Source organism: Paraburkholderia fynbosensis (genome assembly GCF_902859935.1).
GTDB classification, from domain to species: Bacteria; Pseudomonadota; Gammaproteobacteria; order Burkholderiales; family Burkholderiaceae; genus Paraburkholderia; species Paraburkholderia fynbosensis.
In genome coordinates this window covers 240,875-258,290 of record NZ_CADIKI010000001.1, presented here as the reverse complement: position 1 = coordinate 258,290, position 17,416 = coordinate 240,875, and the positions used below count along the sequence as shown (strand labels likewise).

Here is a 17,416-nt window from a genome sequence, read left to right as displayed (position 1 = left end):
ACGCGGCCGCGCCGGTTCGCCGGCCGCCGCCGCGGTTGACGATCCAAAGGTGAATGGCGAGCGTGGCCGGCTACGGCAGCGCTTCGTCTACAATCTCGCCTTTCCCCAAGTCTGTCAGGAAGTCGCAGGTGTCCCGAACTGCTCCCCATCGTCGCTCGCCGAAGCGCGCCTCGAAATACCAGAAGGCGCCGGCGCCAGCGCCCGTCATCACCGGCAATGAACCGGTCATCGAAATCGTTTCGCTCGATATGGAGGCGCGCGGCGTCGGCCGCACCGAGAGCGAAGACGGCACGCCCGGCAAGGTGATTTTCGTCGAAGGCGCTTTGCCCGGCGAACGCGTCAGCTACTCGACGCATCGCAGCAAGCCGAAATTCGAGCAAGCCGAGGTCGTTCAGGTGTTCCGCGAGAGCGTGATCCGCACCAAGCCGAAGTGCACCTACTTCGATGTCTGCGGCGGCTGCTCGATGCAGCATCTGGATATCCGCGCGCAGGTCGCGGTCAAGCAGCGCGTGCTCGAAGATAACCTGCAGCATCTGGCCAAGCTGCGCCCCGAAACGGTGTTCCGGCCGATTCACGGGCCGGCCTGGGGGTATCGCTATCGCGCGCGCCTCGCCGTGCGTTTTCTGCCGGAGAAGGGCGGGATGCGCATCGGCTTCCACGAGAAGAAGAGCAGCTACATCGCCGACATGAAGACCTGCGAAGTGCTGCCGCCGCATGTCTCGGCGATGCTGATGCCGCTGCGTTTCATGGTTCGCAAGCTGTCGATCTATGACCGCATGCCGCAACTCGAACTGGCGGTGGGCTCGTCGGTCACGGCGCTGGTGGTGCGCAACCTCGAACCGATCACCGCCGCCGACGAACAGGTGCTGCGCGATTTCGCCGACGAGCACAAGGTCCAGTTCTGGCTCCAGCCGGGCGGCCCGGACACGGTCACGCCGCTCTATCCGCTCGACGTGCAACTCGACTACACGCTGCCGGAATACGACATCCGCATGCCATTCAAGCCGACCGACTTCACCCAGGTGAATCACGCGATCAACCGCGTGCTGGTCAGCCGGGCCTTGCGTCTGTTGGCGCCGGCGCGCAGCGATCGCGTGCTCGACCTGTTCTGCGGGATCGGCAACTTCACGCTGCCGCTTGCGCGTGTCGCGAAGGAAGTGGTGGGCATCGAGGGCAGCGAAGTATTGACCACGCGGGCGCTCGCCAACGCTGAGCTCAATGGTGTGGCGGGGCATACGTCGTTCGCGTGCCGCAATCTGTTCGAAGTCACCGCCGACGACCTGCGCGCGCTTGGTCATTTCGACAAATTCCTTATCGACCCGCCGCGTGAAGGCGCGCTCGCCGTCGCCAAGGCGCTGGTGGAAATCGCGCAGAGCGGCAACGGGCCACTGCCGAAACGCATCGTCTACGTGTCGTGCGCGCCGGCGACGCTGGCGCGCGATTCGGGCCTGCTCGTGCATGAGGCCGGTTATCGGCTGGTCGGCGCGGGCGTAGTGAATATGTTCCCGCACACGTCGCACGTGGAATCGATCGCGTTGTTCGAGCGGGAGTGAGCGCCGCTTACGGTCACGGCCGTTATCGGCCGCCTGTTCGGAAACGAGGCAGGCGGCTCGCACAAGTAAAAACGCCACGACCGGAGTCGTGGCGTTTTTATTTCCAGCTGGGGTTCAGTGCGTGGCGCGCGTTAGAACTGCCACCACGACTTCTGCGTACCCGGCCGTGCGTGGCCCGTGATGTACGGGCTGTCGGGGAAGGTGCCGGCCAGCACACGTTTGGTATCGTCGGCCAGTTGCGGCTGATTCAGTTTCTGATACGACAGCATCATGATGTGCAGCGCATCTTCGATAGCCGGTGCGTTCTTGTACTCCCGCAGCGCCAGTTGCGCGCGGTTGATCGCTGCGACATACGCGCCACGGCGATAGTAGTAATCCGCCGCGTGAACCTCGTGCGAGGCCAACGCATTCACGATGTAGCGCATGCGTTGCGCGGCATCCGGCGCATACTTGCTGTTCGGGAACCGGTCGACCACCACCTTGAACGCGTCGTACGACTCGCGCAGCGACTTCGGATCGCGCTCGCTCATGTCCTGGCCGGAGAAGCGGCCGAACAGACCGAGGTCGTCGTTGAAGTGGATCATGCCCTTCAGGTAATACGCGTAAGCGATGTCCGGATGATCCGGGTGCAGCTGGATGAAGCGGTCGATCGCCGTGTCGGCGGCGGCGTTTTCGTTGTCTTTCCAGTTGCAGTACGCGACGTTGATCTGCGCCTGCTGGGCGAAATGGCCGAACGGGTCACGGCCTTCGAGCATTTCGAAGTATTTCGCGCACTTGCCGAAATCACCACCGGACAAGGCGTCGTTCGCCTCCGTATATAATTTGTTGTTGTTCCACGTTGCCGTTTCGTCGGTCTTCTCCGGCAGGCCGTGGCAAGCCGCAACGGCGACGACGGCTGCGGCACACGCAATGTATCCGGCCACTTTCCGGGCCGCCTTCTTGATGGCCGCCAAATTGATCGCCGCTTCAGTGATGGTGTTCAAGGCTCGCATTTTCCAGTCTAGCTTTACGTCCAGGTGACCCAGACTCAATGACCCGCTCAAATACTCCAGGCGCCGCAACCGGCGCCGGGAATAGCAACAAAGATTATAGCGTAAGCGCTGACCCCTCCGACGCGTTGGGCGTCGATTCCCTCGACGACGATCTCGGCAGCGACGCGCTCGCGGCAGCGGGCGCGCCGGCCATGGTGCCGACCGTAGCGAGCCGCGTCGCCGACGAGAGCCCGCGCAGCGTCGTCGTGCCCGACGAACTGGCCGGCGAGCGCCTCGACAAGGTGCTTGCGCGGGTGTTTCCCGAATTCTCGCGCAACCGGTTGCAAAGCTGGATCGAAGGGGAGCGCGTGCGCATCGACGGCAAGCCGGCGAAGATCCGTCAGCCGGTGCCGCTCGGCGCGACCATCGAGCTCGTGCCCGATCTGCTGCCCGAGCAGCTGGCCTTCACGCCCGAGCCGGTGCCGCTCGACATCGTCTACGAAGACGACACGCTGGTGGTGATCAACAAGCCGGCCGGCATGGTCGTGCATCCGGCGGCGGGCAACTGGAGCGGCACCATGCTGAACGGTCTGCTGTACCGCTACGGCGACGCCGCCGCTGGCCTGCCGCGCGCGGGCATCGTGCACCGGCTCGACAAGGAGACCTCCGGCCTGATGGTGGTGGCGCGCACGCTCGAAGCGCAGACCGACCTCGTGCGCCAGTTGCAGGCGCGCACGGTGAAGCGCCGCTATCTCGCGCTGGTGTGGGGCAACATGCCGGAAGAGGGCACGATCGACGCGCCGATCGGCCGCGATCCGCGCGAACGCACGCGCATGGCGGTGGTGACGAGCGCGTCGGGCAAGCCCGCACGCACGCATTTCCGCCGGGTCGATTCGGCGATCTGGCAGCGTCAGCCGGTCACCGCGATTCACTGCGACCTCGAAACCGGGCGCACCCATCAGATTCGCGTGCATTGCGCGCACATCGGCCATCCGCTGCTCGGCGATCCGGTGTACGGACGCGCGCGCGGCAAGCGCTCGGTCACGCCGCTACCCGACGGCTTCGCGCGCCAGGCGCTGCATGCCTGGCGGCTCGGGCTGATTCATCCGCAAACCGGCCGCACGATGCAATGGCGCGCCGACGTTCCGGAAGACATGGAGGCGCTGTCGGCGGCGCTCGGGCTGGGGCGCGACGACGCGGGCGAGTTCGACGAGACGTACTATGAGGAGGACGACTACGACGCATCGCTGGATGATGACGAAGACGCCGCCCTCGATCACGACGACGCCGAAGACGCAGACGATCACGACAAGGACGATCACGCATGAGCCCGAATCTGCCGGAGCTGAGCTTTGCCGATGCCGTGCAACCGGCATGGAACGTGTCGCCGCGCGTGCGCGCGCTCGTCACGACGCGCGACGGCGGGGTGAGTCAGCCGCCGTTCGGCCGCTGGCGCAATGGCGCAGACCAGCCCGGCGGCCTCAATCTCGGCACGAAAGCCGGTGACGATCCGGCCGCGGTCGCGCTGAACCGCAAGCGGCTGCTCGATCTCGCGGGCGTGAGCGAGGCCGCTTGGCTCGAACAGATTCACGGCGCTAGCATCGTGCGAGCTGAAGATGTGCTCGCCCAGGCGCGGGCGGACGGCACGCCGACGCGCGCCGATGCGAGCGTCACCGATCGCCCCGGCACCGTGTGCGTGGTGATGGTGGCCGACTGCATGCCGGTGCTGATGTGCGACGCAGCGGGCCGCGCGGTCGGTGCGGCGCATGCGGGTTGGCGCGGGCTCGCGGCGGGTATTGTCGAGCAGACCGCGCAGCGTGTCGCGCAACTCGCCGGTGTCGAAACGCACGCACTGCATGCGTATCTCGGGCCGTCGATCGGTCCCGGCGCGTTCGAAGTCGGCCCCGACGTGCGTGACGCCTTCATGAACGGTGTCGACGGCGCACAGCGCGACGCCACGGCGAACGCATTCGTCGAGCACCCGCGCAATCCGGGCAAATATCTCGCGAATCTCCCGGTGCTGGCGCGCTTGCGTCTGCAGACGCTGGGCGTGACGCGCGTCGTCGGTGGCGATCTCTGCACGGTGACCGAACGTGAGCGCTTCTATTCGTATCGCCGCGATCGGGAGACCGGCCGTATGGCCGCGCTGATCTGGCTGGACGACGAGGCGCAGACCCTCGCGGACTAATGCGGCTTGCGCCGCTCGCGATTCAGACAAATCCACGCCCGCATGGAGACGCTTCGTACACCGATCCGTCGTCATGCGGGTGAGCTGCATTGGCGAGCGCCCGTGGGCTGGGCCACGCGTTTCGCGGACTCGCGTATGCGGGTTTGTGCCGAGCCGCGCGGCGCATTTTTGCTGCGCTGCCGGAATTCGCGCGGGTGGCGTAGATCTGTCGCATAAAGTGTCTGCCTGCGAACGGATAAATGCACATAAGCCCGTGCAATTTGGGAGCTTTTTTCGTTCGCGGCCCTCTCCAATCACCAGACTTCAAAAAGCGCGATCTGCTACACAGGGAAAACGATAATTAAAAAACTATCGCACTGCGGCAAAATCGGGAACAAGCATTGACATGCCTTGCGATGGGGAGCAAGAATGTTCCTCACGAGCTCCTCGTACATGGGACAGGGCGTGACGAGGTCGCGAGCAATCGCTCACGTGCGCACGAACCTGCCTCTCAACCCGTCCGCAAGGACTTACCGGTCAAAAGCAGGTATGGCAGCTTCTCATTCCTCAGCTTCCCCCAGCACGGACTCCTCGACGGAGCAGACGCAGCAGGCCGGTACGAGCGGCGCAGCGCCCGCCGCCGGCATGCAGCAATTATTCGACACGTGGATGAACGCGTGGCGTTCGCTCGGTACGCCACCCGGCGCGGGCGGCCTGCCGTTCTCCGTGCCCCAGATGCCGCAGGTGACCGGCGCCGCGCAAATGGGCTTCCCCCAGATTCCGTCGTTTCCCGGCATGCCCGATTTCAGCAAACTGGCCGCGGGCGCAATGCCGTCCACGCCGTCGTTCGCCGGGCTGAATATCCCGAGCGCCGCGATTCCGACCGAACGTCTGCAGAAACTGCAAGCCGAGTATTCGCGCGAGGCGATGCAGTTGATCCAGCAGGCCGCTTCGTCGGCGGCCAAAGCGCCCGAGCTCAAGGACCGCCGCTTCAGCGCCGAAGCATGGAGCGCGACGCCCGCGTACGCATTCACCGCCGCCTGGTATCTGCTGAACGCGCGCTATCTGCAGGAAATGGTCGACGCGCTCGACATCGAACCGAAGGTGCGCGAGCGCATCCGTTTCGCGGTCCAGCAGTGGACCGCGGCGGCCTCGCCGAGCAACTTCTTCGCGTTGAATCCCGAGGCGCAAAAAACCTTGCTCGACAGCAAGGGCGACAGCCTGCGCCAGGGCGTGATGAACCTGCTCGCCGACATGCGGCGCGGCAAGATTTCACAGACCGACGAATCGCGTTTCGTGGTCGGCGAGAATCTCGCGAACACCGAAGGCTCGGTGGTGTTCGAGAACGACTTGCTGCAGTTGATCCAGTACAAGCCGCGTACGGCTACCGTGCGCGAGCGTCCGCTGCTGATCGTGCCGCCGTGCATCAACAAGTTCTACATTCTCGATCTGCAGCCGGAGAACTCGCTGGTCGCGCACGGTCTCGATTCGGGACACCAGGTGTTTCTGATTTCATGGCGCAATGCGGATCAATCGATCGCGCATAAAACCTGGGACGATTACATCGGCGAGGGCGTGCTCACCGCCATCGAGACAGTCAGCAAGATCAGCGGCCGCGAGCAGATCAACACGCTCGGCTTCTGCGTCGGCGGCACGATGCTCGCCACCGCGCTCGCGGTCGCCGCGGCGCGCGGCGAACGCCCGGCCGCGTCGATGACGCTGCTCACCGCGATGCTCGACTTTTCCGACACGGGCGTGCTCGACGTGTTCGTCGACGAGGCGCACGTGCAGATGCGCGAGCAGACCATCGGCGGCAAGAACGGTGCGCCGGGCTTGATGCGCGGCATCGAGTTCGCCAACACGTTCTCGTTCCTGCGGCCGAACGATCTGGTGTGGAATTATGTCGTCGACAATTACCTGAAGGGACGCACGCCGGTGCCGTTCGATCTGCTGTACTGGAACAGCGATTCGACCAGCCTGCCGGGCCCGATGTACGTCTGGTATCTGCGCAACACGTACCTCGAGAACCGGCTGCGTGAGCCGGGTGCGCTGACCACCTGCGGCGAGCCGATCGACCTGTCGAAGATCGACGTGCCCACCTTCATCTATGGGTCACGCGAAGACCATATCGTGCCGTGGCAAACCGCGTACGCATCGGTGCCGCTACTCACCGGCCCGCTGAAATTCGTGCTCGGCGCGTCGGGGCACATCGCCGGCGTGATCAATCCGCCCGCGAAGAAAAAGCGCAGTTACTGGACCCTCGAAGGCGACGCCAAAACGTTGCCGCAGAGCGCCGACGAATGGCTCGACGCCGCGTCGGAAGTGCCGGGCAGCTGGTGGCCCGAATGGACCACCTGGCTCGATCAGTACGGCGGCAAGAAGGTCAAGCCGCGTGCCACGGCCGGCTCGGCCGAATTTCCGGTCATCGAACCCGCGCCCGGACGTTACGTGCGGCAACGGGAGTAAAGTTAAAACGCGCATCACGGTGCGGTGTTTGGCGGTGTGAATGAGCGTCCGATTGAGCAGGGCCTTAAGAGCAACGAATTTTTAACTTGACGGGCTGCGGCGCAGTTGGCCGGCGTGCCCGGAGGATATGGAAATGACTGATGTTGTGATCGTATCGGCCGCCCGTACGGCAGTAGGCAAATTCGGTGGATCGCTGGCGAAGATCGCCGCGCCCGACCTCGGCGCAGTGGTGATCCGCGCCGTGCTCGAACGCGCCGGTATGAAGCCCGAGCAGGTGAGCGAAGTGATTCTGGGGCAGGTGTTGACGGCCGGTTCAGGCCAGAACCCGGCACGTCAGGCGCTGATCAAGGCGGGGCTGCCCACGGCGGTGCCGGCCATGACGATCAACGTCGTATGCGGCTCGGGTCTGAAGTCGGTCATGCTCGCGGCCAACGCCATCATCGCGGGCGACGCGGACATCGTCGTCGCGGGTGGTCAGGAAAACATGAGCGCTGCGCCGCACGTGCTGCCGGGTTCGCGCGACGGCTTCCGCATGGGCGACGCGAAGCTGATCGACTCGATGATCGTCGACGGCCTGTGGGACGTGTACAACCAGTACCACATGGGCGTGACGGCGGAAAACGTCGCGAAGGAATACGGCATCACGCGCGAACAGCAGGACGCGTTCGCGGCGCTTTCGCAGAATAAGGCGGAAGCCGCGCAGAAGTCGGGCCGTTTCAACGACGAAATCGTGCCGGTCGAGATCCCGCAACGCAAGGGCGAGCCGCTGCGTTTCGCTACCGATGAATTCGTGCGTCACGGCGTGACGGCGGAATCGCTGGGGAGTCTGAAGCCGGCGTTCTCCAAAGAAGGCTCGGTCACGGCGGCCAATGCGTCCGGTCTGAACGACGGTGCGGCGGCGGTGCTGGTGATGTCGGCGAAGAAGGCCGAGGCGCTCGGCCTCACGCCGCTCGCGCGCATCAAGGCTTATGCGACCTCCGGTCTGGATCCGAAGGTGATGGGCATGGGCCCGGTGCCGGCTTCGCGCCGTTGTCTGGAACGCGCGGGCTGGACGCCGGCCGACCTGGACCTGATGGAAATCAACGAAGCATTCGCCGCCCAAGCGTGCGCCGTGAATCAGCAGATGGGCTGGGACACCTCGAAGATCAACGTGAACGGCGGCGCGATCGCCATCGGCCATCCGATCGGCGCGTCCGGCTGCCGGATTCTCGTCACGCTGCTGCACGAAATGCAGAAGCGCGATGCGAAGAAGGGTTTGGCGTCGCTGTGTATCGGCGGCGGCATGGGTGTGGCGCTGGCGCTCGAGCGCGCCTGAGGACGCCGCGCTGACCGGCGCAGCGAGGCGCCGGCCGGCAGGCAGGCATCATCAGGCAAGGTTGCCGCGCGTCACGGCGAAGCAGGTGGCGCGTGGTATCAGCAGTGGCCTCGTCGGCCGGTCGCCCGGCGGCAGTGGAGATGAAGCACCAGACGAGGGAAGAGGTTGCCGGTCGGCGCCTCGAAAAACGATAACGGAGTGTAGTTTATGACACAGCGAATTGCGTACGTAACGGGCGGGATGGGCGGTATCGGCACGAGCATTTGCCAGCGACTGCACAAAGAGGGCTTCAAGGTGATCGCGGGCTGCGGCCCGAATTCGCCGCGCCGCGTGAAGTGGCTCGAGGAGCAGAAAGCGCTGGGCTTCGATTTCATCGCGTCCGAAGGCAATGTCGGCGATTGGGAATCGACCAAGGCCGCGTTCGAGAAGGTCAAGGCCGAAGTCGGCGAGATCGATGTGCTGGTGAACAACGCCGGCATTACGCGCGACGTCGTGTTCCGCAAGATGACGCATGAAGACTGGACGGCGGTGATCGACACCAACCTGACCAGCCTCTTCAACGTCACGAAGCAGGTGATCGACGGCATGGTCGAGCGTGGCTGGGGCCGCGTCATCAACATCTCGTCGGTGAACGGCCAGAAAGGCCAGTTCGGCCAGACCAACTACTCGACCGCGAAGGCCGGTATTCACGGCTTCACGATGTCGCTTGCGCAGGAAGTGGCCACCAAGGGCGTGACGGTCAACACCGTGTCGCCGGGCTACATCGGCACCGACATGGTCAAGTCGATCCGTCCGGACGTGCTGGAAAAGATCGTGGCGACGATTCCGGTGCGCCGCCTGGGTCAGCCGGACGAAATCGGCTCGATCGTCGCGTGGCTCGCGTCGGATGAGTCGGGCTTCTCCACGGGCGCTGATTTTTCGCTGAACGGCGGTTTGCATATGGGCTGAGTCACCGGCGCGCCGCTCGCAAGGCGGTGCGCTCCGGCTCAGATGGTTCCGGCGGCGTCCCGGTTGCGCAATGGCCCGATTGCGCAACCGGCTGACGCCGTTTCCGCGCTCAACTCGCGCTCAAAGGCGTTACATGACCACTACTACAAAGAAAACAGCCGATCGACTGATCAAGAAATATCCGAATCGTCGGCTCTACGATACCGAGACAAGCACGTACATCACGCTCACGGATGTCAAGCAGCTCGTGCTCGATCAGGAGGATTTCAAGGTCATCGATGCGAAGAGCAACGAGGACCTGACGCGCGCCATCCTGTTGCAGATCATCCTCGAAGAGGAGAGCGGCGGCTTGCCTATGTTCTCGTCGTCGATGCTGTCGCAGATCATCCGTTTCTACGGCCATGCGATGCAGGGCATGATGGGCACGTATCTGGAAAAGAACATCCAGGCCTTCATCGACATTCAGGCGAAGCTCGCCGACCAGTCGAAGAATCTGTACGAAGGCAAGGCGATGAATCCGGAAGTCTGGTCGCAGTTCATGAACATGCAGGCTCCGATGATGCAGGGCATGATGACCAGCTATATCGAGCAATCGAAGAACATGTTCGTGCAAATGCAGGAGCAGATGCAGAACCAGGCGAAGTCGATGTTCGCCACCTTCCCGTTCACGCCGGGCGGCGCGGTTAATGCCGGGAGTGGCGGAAACGCGCCGGGCACGCCGCAAACCGATCCGGAACCGCAGAAGAAGTAATAGCGTGGGGTGTTGCGGGTCGCTTCAACGTGACGGCTTCAAGGGGGCTGCAGCTACATGTGGCATGCGGTTGTTTGCGCCGCCGCCTGCGTCACCTTCGCGCTTCTGCCCACGCAAGCACAGGTGCGTAGCCGCCGCGCGGTACAATCAGCGCTTGAGCGCGCAGGTGCTCTTCCATAGGGTAGGGGTCTTCATGACCCTTGAACCCCTTCCTTCACTTCCCATTCTCGCCATCGTCATCGCTCGAACCGGGCCCGCTTTGCTTTATGTCGCAGATCAATTTCCCCATCGCATCGGGCCCTTCGACTCCGAAGGCCGCACCGGTCAGCCTCGCTTGACCGGCGGATCGCATAAGCAGGCCCCCGCGTGAGCCGGCTGTTTCTCGCCCCGATGGAGGGGCTCGCGGACTACGTATTGCGCGACGTGCTGACCGGCACGGGCGGCTTCGACGGCTGCGTGTCGGAGTTTGTCCGCGTGACGGGCTCGTTGCTGCCCGCCCGCGTCTACGAGAGGGAGGCGCCCGAAGTCCTCCACGGAAGCCGCACCGCGAGCGGTACGCCGATGGTGATCCAGCTGCTCGGCAGCGATCCCGGGTGGATGGCCCGCAATGCGGCGCAAGCGGCCGCCTTGTCGCCATACGGGGTCGATCTGAATTTCGGCTGTCCCGCCAAACTCGTCAATCAGCACGGCGGCGGCGCCATGCTGCTGGCCGACCCCGAGCAGTTGCACCGGATCGTCTCGGCCGTTCGCGCGGCAGTGCCGGCCAACGTCGCCGTGACGGCGAAAATGCGCCTCGGCGTGTCCGATACCGCGCGGGCGATCGATTGCGCGCTCGCGCTTGCGGAAGGCGGCGCGGCCTCGCTCGTCGTGCATGCGCGCACGCGCGATCAGGCCTACCGGCCGCCGGCCCACTGGGAATGGATCGCGCGTATCGACACGGCCGTTCGCGTACCGGTCATCGCAAACGGCGAAGTCTGGAGCGTGGCGGACTGGGAGCGATGCCGAACCGTTAGCGGCTGCGCCGACGTGATGCTCGGTCGCGGCGCCGTGTCGGACCCGTTCCTTGCGCTGCGAATCCGCGGACTGATGGACCCGTCCCCATCCGATGTGGAATGGCGGCGCGTGCTTCGCGATATCGCCGGATATCTGAAGAAGTTGCAGGCCCGTGCGACGCATAGCCACGAGCACGGCCGCGTCAAGAAGTGGCTCAGCTACCTCCAGCGGACCTGGCCACAGGCGGCCGAACTGCACGCAGTGATCCGGCGTGTGCAGGATTCCCGCGAAATTCTCGGTGTGATCGAGCAGGCGCTGGCTTCCGGCACATCGCCGCGCCTATCTCGATGCGAATACGCCGAACAGCTCGATGTGGCCGAAGCCGTGACGGGTTGAGAGCGCTAAAATTCAAAGACTTACGAGCGGTGGCCGTGCCGAACCGCTACAATTCAAGGTTTAACGTCTTCATGCGGTCCCCCATGTCTGTCACCCCTACGATTGCCCCGACCGCCGCGCCTGCAGCCGCGCCTAAAGTCGGTTTTGTCTCGCTCGGCTGCCCGAAAGCGCTAGTCGATTCCGAGCAGATCATCACCCAGTTGCGCGCCGAAGGTTACGAAATTTCCGGTACGTACGACGGCGCGGACCTCGTGGTCGTCAACACCTGCGGCTTCATCGACGAAGCGGTGCAGGAAAGCCTCGACGCAATTGGCGAAGCGCTGAACGAGAACGGCAAGGTGATCGTCACCGGTTGCCTCGGCGCGAAGAAGAGCGGCAGCGGCTCGGGGCTGATCGAGGAGGTGCATCCGAAGGTGCTGGCCGTGACTGGCCCGCACGCGGTCGGCGAAGTGATGCAGCACGTGCACAAGCACCTGCCGAAGCCGCACGACCCGTTTGTCGACCTGGTGCCCGCGGCGGGCATCAAGCTCACGCCGCGTCACTATGCGTATCTGAAGATTTCCGAAGGCTGCAACCATCGCTGCACGTTCTGCATCATCCCGTCGATGCGCGGCGACCTCGTGTCGCGCCCCGTCGCCGAAGTGATGCTCGAAGCGGAAAACCTGTTCAAGTCCGGCGTGAAGGAACTGCTGGTGATTTCGCAGGACACGAGCGCCTATGGCGTCGACGTCAAATATCGCACCGGTTTCTGGAACGGCAAGCCGATCAAGACGCGCATGACCGATCTGGTCGGCGCGCTCGGCGAACTCGCCGCGCAATACGGCGCGTGGGTGCGTCTGCATTACGTGTATCCGTATCCGAGCGTCGACGAAGTCATCCCGATGATGGCCGAAGGCCCATACAAGGGTCACGTACTGCCGTATCTCGACGTGCCGTTCCAGCACGCGCATCCCGAAGTGCTCAAGCGCATGAAGCGCCCGGCCAACGCCGAGAAGGTGATGGAGCGCGTCAAGGCATGGCGTGAGATGTGCCCGGATCTGACGATCCGCAGCACGTTCATCGCCGGCTTCCCCGGTGAGACCGAGGAGCAGTTCGAGACGCTGCTCGACTTCATCCGCGAGGCGGAACTGGACCGCGTCGGCTGCTTTGCGTATTCGCCGGTCGAAGGCGCGAGCGCCAACGAACTCGACGGCGCGTTGCCCGACGAAGTGCGTGAAGAGCGTCGCGCGCGCTTCATGGAAGTGGCGGAGGAAGTGTCGGCGAAACGGATCGCGAAGAAGGTCGGCAAGACGCTGAAGGTGCTGGTCGACGAGATCAACGCCGATGGCGGCATTGGCCGCACCGCCGCGGACGCGCCGGAGATCGACGGCGTGGTGTATATCGCGCCGGCTACCAAGGCGTCCAAACGCTACAAGGTTGGCGATTTCGTGTCGGTGAAGATCACCGGCGCGGACGGGCACGACCTGTGGGGCGAGGTCTAAGCGATGACCGCAAGCATTGCCGCAACGCCGCAAAGCCAGCCCGCAGCGGTCCTCGCCCTCGGCGAAGCGATGATCGAATTCAACCAGTCGGCGAAAGACCAGCCGAACTATTTGCAGGGCTTCGGCGGCGACACGTCGAACTTCTGCATCGCGGCGGCGCGCCAGGGCGCGCGCACCGGTTTCGTGTCGGCGGTCGGCGCGGATCATTTCGGGCGTCTGCTGGTCGATCTGTGGGAGCGCGAGCAGGTGGATACGTCGCTCGTGCGCATCGATCCGCACGCGTCCACCGGCGTCTATTTCGTGTCGCACGGTCCGAACGGCCACGCATTCGACTACCTGCGCGCCGGTTCGGCCGCGAGCCGCTATGCGCCGCACGATTTGCCGCGCGACGCGATCGCCGCGGCCAAGGTCGTGCATCTGTCGGGCATCAGCCTCGCGATCAGCCTGAGCGCCTGCGATGCCGCACTGGAAGCGATCGCGCACGCGCGCGCCAACGGTGTGCGCGTGAGTTTCGACACCAACCTGCGCCTGAAGCTGTGGCCGCTCGCGCGGGCCCGCGCGGTGATGCTCGAAGCGATCCGTCAAACCGACATCTGCCTGCCGAGCTGGGACGACGTCACCGACCTGACCGGCTTGACGGGGCGTGACGAGATCGTCGATTTCCTGCTCGGGCAGGGTCCGCGCGTGGTCGCGCTGAAGCTCGGCAAGGAGGGCTCGTATATCGCGACGCCCGACGAGCGGCGCGTCGTGCCGGGCCACGTCGTCGACGCGGTCGATGCGACCGGCGCGGGCGACTGCTTCGGCGGCGCGTTCATCGCGCGCATTGTCGAAGGCGACGATCCTTTTGCGGCGGCGCGTTACGCGAACGTCGCCGCGGCGCTGTCCACGCAAGGCTACGGCGCGGTGGCGCCGATTCCTTCGCGAGCCAGCGTCGAACGAATTCTGGCGGGCTGAACGCAACGCCATGCGCCGCGACGCGCGGCCCGCCAAGGCAAGATCATCTTAGAGACTTTCACAGACTAAAAGAGGAGCGAGCGATGCAACGGGACGTAGTGGTGGTAAGTGGTGTGCGTACGGCAATTGGCGCCTTTGGCGGCAGCCTGAAGGATGTTTCGCCGACCGATCTCGGCGCGCGGGTGGTGCGTGAGGTACTGACGCGCGCCGGCGTGTCGGGCGACGAAGTCGGCCACGTCGTGTTCGGCAACGTCGTGCACACCGAACCAAAAGACATGTATCTGGCGCGCGTCGCCGCGATCAACGGCGGCGTCGCGCAGCACACGCCCGCGTTGACCGTGAACCGCCTGTGCGGCTCGGGCCTGCAGGCGATCGTCTCGGCCGCGCAGAGCATCCTGCTCGGCGACGCCGACATCGCGATCGGCGGCGGTGCGGAAAACATGAGCCGCGCGCCGTATTCGATGCCCGCCGCGCGCTTCGGTCAGCGCATGGGCGACGCGCGCCTCGTCGACATGATGGTGGGCGCGCTGAACGACCCGTTCCAGTCGATCCACATGGGCGTGACCGCCGAAAACGTCGCGCGCAAATACGACATTTCGCGCGAAGCCCAGGACGCGCTCGCGCTCGAATCGCACCGCCGCGCGGCCCACGCGATCACGAGCGGCTACTTCAAGGAGCAGATCCTGCCGATCACGCTGGCGTCGAAGAAGGGCGACACGGTGTTCGACACGGACGAACACACGCGCATGAACGCGTCGGCGGAAGACTTCTCGAAGCTCAAGCCGGTGTTCGCGAAGGAAAACGGCACGGTGACGGCCGGCAACGCGTCCGGCATCAACGACGCCGCCGCGGCGCTCGTGCTGATGGAGCGCGGTGTCGCCGAGCAGCGCGGCGTGAAGCCGCTCGCGCGGCTGGTGTCGTATGCACACGCGGGCGTCGATCCGGCATACATGGGCATCGGTCCGGTGCCGGCTTCCCGCAAGGCGCTCGAACGCTCCGGCCTGACGGTCGCCGATCTCGACGTGATCGAGGCGAACGAAGCCTTCGCCGCGCAGGCCTGCGCGGTCAGCAAGGAGCTCGGCTTCGATCCGACGAAGGTCAATCCGAACGGCTCGGGCATTTCGCTGGGCCATCCGATCGGCGCAACCGGCGCGCTGATCACGGTCAAGGCGCTATACGAACTGCAGCGGATCGGCGGGCGCTATGCGCTTGTCACGATGTGCATCGGCGGCGGGCAGGGTATCGCGGCGATCTTCGAGCGGATTTGACGCTCGCAGTGAACCGGTAGCAAGCAGGTATCAGGTAATGAGGAAGGAACGGATGCGGGAATCGAAAGCGATGAAGGGCGCGGCGAAGGATGCGCTGAAGGGCGCGACGGCACAGCGCAGTTGGGCAATCATGAGCGCGGCCGCGTTGCTGTGCGCCGGCACGGTGGCGTTGACGCCCGCGCAGGCCTGGGCGGAAAGCGATGCGGTCAAGCAGCTGGCGGCGCCTGCGGCGATCCAGTTGCCGCTCAAGCCGAGCCCCGAGTTCGCAAAATTCCCGCGTTACGCCGGCACGCTGGGCTCGCGTCAGATCGTGCTGCGGCTCGGTGCGAAAACCGACGATCCGTCCGGCGTGCACGGCGAATATCAGTACACCGATACCGGCGAGCTGATCCTGATCGCCGGCGACCGTAATGGCGATACGCTCGAAGTCGAGGAGTCGAACGACGGCACCCATATCACCGGTAACTGGGTCGGCACGTTCGCCGCCGACGGCTCGGTGGAGGGCGACCGCATGAACGTCGACGATTCTGATCCGCAGCCGTTCAATCTGAAGCCGCTCGCGGCGGGGCAGGCGGTGCCTGCTGCGGCGGCCAGAGCCGCGCCCGCAGCGGGCGCGGCGCAGCAACCTTCGGCTAGCGGCCGCGCCGCTGCGTCAGATCCGGCAGCGGCTCCAGCAGCCAAGGCCGGCGGCCAACCGGTGGGCGGCGTCAGCAATCTGCAAACCGGCGAGTGAACCCCCGCTAGGCGAGCCGTCGGTCGATCCGACGCAATTTCGCTGCCTCGTCTACGCTTGCATAGGCGGCGCGTGTGCCGAAACCGCGCGCTCGCCGCTTCTGTCTCGCTTCCGTCCGCTTTTATCCGCTTTTATCCGCTTTTATCCGCTTTTATCCGTTTCTCTCAGCTTTCATCGAACTTCGCCATGACCCAATCCAAACTCAAACGCGGTCTGCAAACCCGCACCGTGCGCGCCGAGGACCAATTGACGCCGGGCTTCGAGTCGTTTTCGATGCCGGTCACGCGAGCGTCGACGGTCGTGTTCCCCGATCTCGCGACCATGCGCGCGCTCGACTGGAAAAACGACGCGCAATGGCGCTACGGCCTGCATGCGACGCCGACTTCGCTCGCGCTCGCGCAGCGCCTCGCCGCGATTGAAGGCGGCAAGCATGCGCTGCTGCAGCCGTCGGGGCTGTCGTCGATTTCGAACGTGTACTTCGGCCTCGTGAAAGCGGGCGACGATGTGCTGATTCCCGATAACGTCTACTCGCCGAATCGCGATCATGGCGACTGGCTGGCGCGCGATTTCGGCGTCAGCGTGCGTTATTACGACCCGCTCGTCGGCGCGGGCATCGCCGATCTGATCCAGCCGAATACGCGCCTCATCTGGATCGAAGCGCCGGGCTCGGTGACGATGGAAGTGGCCGACGTGCCCGAGATCACGGCGGCGGCGCGCGCGCGCAACGTCGTCACGGCGATCGACAACACGTGGTCGGCGGGGCTCGCGTTCCGGCCGTTCGAGCACGGCGTGGACATCTCGGTGCAGGCGCTGACCAAGTATCAGTCGGGCGGTGGTGACGTGCTGATGGGCGCAACGATCACGGTCGACCGCGAATTGCATCTGAAGCTGAAGGCGGCGCGCATGCGCATGGGCATCGGCGTCTCGTCGGACGACTGCTCGCTGATTCTGCGCAGCCTGCCTTCGATGCAGCTGCGCTTCGCGCAGCATGACCGCGCGGCGCTCGGTCTGGCGACATGGCTGAAAAGCCGCCCGGAAATTTCCGCGGTGTTACATCCGGCAATCGCCGACTGTCCTGGCCACGAGTTTTACAAGCGCGATTTCACGGGCGCGGGCGGGCTGTTTTCGGTCGTGTTCGACGAGCGTTACAGCGCGGCGCAAATCGATATGTTCTGCGAGTCGCTCGAGCTCTTCTCGCTCGGCTGGAGCTGGGGCGGTGCGCACAGCCTCGCCATGCCGTACGACGTCGCGTCGATGCGTACCGCCGGGCATTGGCCGCATCGCGGGACCTTGGTGCGGTTCTATATTGGCCTCGAAGAAGAGGCTGATTTGCGTGCGGACATCGAGCAGTGCCTGGCTGCGCTGGATTAGACGGCTGAGTGCGTTCGCTGAGGGGACACCCGCGGTGATGCCATAAGTA

General features: G+C 64.8%; 14 protein-coding genes. 13 read left to right on the top strand and 1 reads right to left on the bottom strand.

Features of this window, described 5'->3' with window-relative positions:
- Nucleotides 1-128: 128 nt before the first annotated feature.
- Nucleotides 129-1,553 carry a 23S rRNA (uracil(1939)-C(5))-methyltransferase RlmD gene (gene rlmD / locus HV770_RS01090; protein WP_175157711.1) on the top strand — a complete coding sequence of 475 codons (1,425 nt, stop codon included), beginning with the start codon at nucleotides 129-131 and terminating at the stop codon, nucleotides 1,551-1,553.
- 131 nt (nucleotides 1,554-1,684) lie between these two features.
- Here the strand turns inward: rlmD and HV770_RS01085 are convergent, their stop codons facing one another.
- Entirely contained in the window at nucleotides 1,685-2,545 is an 861-nt protein-coding gene (locus HV770_RS01085) for an outer membrane protein assembly factor BamD (protein WP_168668490.1), read from the bottom strand.
- A 38-nt stretch (nucleotides 2,546-2,583) separates the two neighbouring features.
- Between HV770_RS01085 and HV770_RS01080 the strand changes: the two genes are divergently transcribed.
- The 12 genes from HV770_RS01080 to HV770_RS01025 all read left to right on the top strand — a co-directional run bounded on the left by HV770_RS01080 (nucleotide 2,584) and on the right by HV770_RS01025 (nucleotide 17,367).
- Nucleotides 2,584-3,852, top strand: a complete 1,269-nt coding sequence (locus tag HV770_RS01080) for an RluA family pseudouridine synthase (protein WP_175157710.1) — start codon at nucleotides 2,584-2,586, stop codon at nucleotides 3,850-3,852.
- A complete protein-coding gene (pgeF, locus tag HV770_RS01075; protein WP_175157709.1) occupies nucleotides 3,849-4,712 on the top strand; it encodes a peptidoglycan editing factor PgeF in 864 nt (287 codons plus the stop codon). Before HV770_RS01080 ends, pgeF begins: the two co-directional genes overlap by 4 nt.
- Before the next feature lie 624 nt (nucleotides 4,713-5,336).
- Nucleotides 5,337-7,157 (top strand): class I poly(R)-hydroxyalkanoic acid synthase, encoded by a 1,821-nt coding sequence (phaC, locus tag HV770_RS01070; RefSeq protein ID WP_175158012.1) that lies wholly within the window; start codon nucleotides 5,337-5,339, stop codon nucleotides 7,155-7,157.
- Nucleotides 7,158-7,290: 133 nt separating this feature from the next.
- The gene (locus HV770_RS01065) at nucleotides 7,291-8,472 is read left to right on the top strand and encodes an acetyl-CoA C-acetyltransferase (protein ID WP_175157708.1); all 1,182 of its coding nucleotides are present in this window, start codon (nucleotides 7,291-7,293) and stop codon (nucleotides 8,470-8,472) included.
- A 207-nt stretch (nucleotides 8,473-8,679) separates the two neighbouring features.
- Nucleotides 8,680-9,420 (top strand): 3-ketoacyl-ACP reductase, encoded by a 741-nt coding sequence (locus HV770_RS01060; RefSeq protein ID WP_168668498.1) that lies wholly within the window; start codon nucleotides 8,680-8,682, stop codon nucleotides 9,418-9,420.
- 133 nt (nucleotides 9,421-9,553) lie between these two features.
- Nucleotides 9,554-10,171 (top strand): polyhydroxyalkanoate synthesis repressor PhaR, encoded by a 618-nt coding sequence (gene phaR / locus HV770_RS01055; RefSeq protein WP_175157707.1) that lies wholly within the window; start codon nucleotides 9,554-9,556, stop codon nucleotides 10,169-10,171.
- Nucleotides 10,172-10,537: 366 nt separating this feature from the next.
- Nucleotides 10,538-11,560: a tRNA dihydrouridine synthase gene (locus HV770_RS01050; protein WP_175157706.1), complete on the top strand. Its 1,023-nt coding sequence runs from the start codon at nucleotides 10,538-10,540 to the stop codon at nucleotides 11,558-11,560.
- 83 nt (nucleotides 11,561-11,643) lie between these two features.
- The gene (rimO, locus tag HV770_RS01045) at nucleotides 11,644-13,041 is read left to right on the top strand and encodes a 30S ribosomal protein S12 methylthiotransferase RimO (RefSeq protein WP_175157705.1); all 1,398 of its coding nucleotides are present in this window, start codon (nucleotides 11,644-11,646) and stop codon (nucleotides 13,039-13,041) included.
- Between the two features lie 3 nt (nucleotides 13,042-13,044).
- Nucleotides 13,045-13,995, top strand: a complete 951-nt coding sequence (locus tag HV770_RS01040; protein WP_175157704.1) for a sugar kinase — start codon at nucleotides 13,045-13,047, stop codon at nucleotides 13,993-13,995.
- Between the two features lie 83 nt (nucleotides 13,996-14,078).
- Nucleotides 14,079-15,263 (top strand): beta-ketothiolase BktB, encoded by a 1,185-nt coding sequence (gene bktB / locus HV770_RS01035; protein WP_175157703.1) that lies wholly within the window; start codon nucleotides 14,079-14,081, stop codon nucleotides 15,261-15,263.
- Between the two features lie 52 nt (nucleotides 15,264-15,315).
- The gene (locus HV770_RS01030; RefSeq protein WP_175157702.1) at nucleotides 15,316-15,996 is read left to right on the top strand and encodes a hypothetical protein; all 681 of its coding nucleotides are present in this window, start codon (nucleotides 15,316-15,318) and stop codon (nucleotides 15,994-15,996) included.
- A gap of 186 nt (nucleotides 15,997-16,182) precedes the next feature.
- On the top strand, nucleotides 16,183-17,367 hold the full coding sequence (locus HV770_RS01025; protein ID WP_175157701.1) for a cystathionine beta-lyase: 1,185 nt from the start codon (nucleotides 16,183-16,185) through the stop codon (nucleotides 17,365-17,367).
- The last annotated feature ends 49 nt before the right edge of the window (nucleotides 17,368-17,416 follow it).

Coding starts and splice junctions, on each gene's coding strand:
- HV770_RS01085 (WP_168668490.1), bottom strand. CDS start 2,545: ATGCGAGCCTTGAACACCATCACTGAAGCGGCGATCAATTTGGCGGCC.
- HV770_RS01080 (WP_175157710.1), top strand. CDS start 2,584: ATGACCCGCTCAAATACTCCAGGCGCCGCAACCGGCGCCGGGAATAGC.
- pgeF (WP_175157709.1), top strand. CDS start 3,849: ATGAGCCCGAATCTGCCGGAGCTGAGCTTTGCCGATGCCGTGCAACCG.
- phaC (WP_175158012.1), top strand. CDS start 5,337: ATGCAGCAATTATTCGACACGTGGATGAACGCGTGGCGTTCGCTCGGT.
- HV770_RS01065 (WP_175157708.1), top strand. CDS start 7,291: ATGACTGATGTTGTGATCGTATCGGCCGCCCGTACGGCAGTAGGCAAA.
- HV770_RS01060 (WP_168668498.1), top strand. CDS start 8,680: ATGACACAGCGAATTGCGTACGTAACGGGCGGGATGGGCGGTATCGGC.
- phaR (WP_175157707.1), top strand. CDS start 9,554: ATGACCACTACTACAAAGAAAACAGCCGATCGACTGATCAAGAAATAT.
- rimO (WP_175157705.1), top strand. CDS start 11,644: ATGTCTGTCACCCCTACGATTGCCCCGACCGCCGCGCCTGCAGCCGCG.
- HV770_RS01040 (WP_175157704.1), top strand. CDS start 13,045: ATGACCGCAAGCATTGCCGCAACGCCGCAAAGCCAGCCCGCAGCGGTC.
- bktB (WP_175157703.1), top strand. CDS start 14,079: ATGCAACGGGACGTAGTGGTGGTAAGTGGTGTGCGTACGGCAATTGGC.
- HV770_RS01030 (WP_175157702.1), top strand. CDS start 15,316: ATGCGGGAATCGAAAGCGATGAAGGGCGCGGCGAAGGATGCGCTGAAG.
- HV770_RS01025 (WP_175157701.1), top strand. CDS start 16,183: ATGACCCAATCCAAACTCAAACGCGGTCTGCAAACCCGCACCGTGCGC.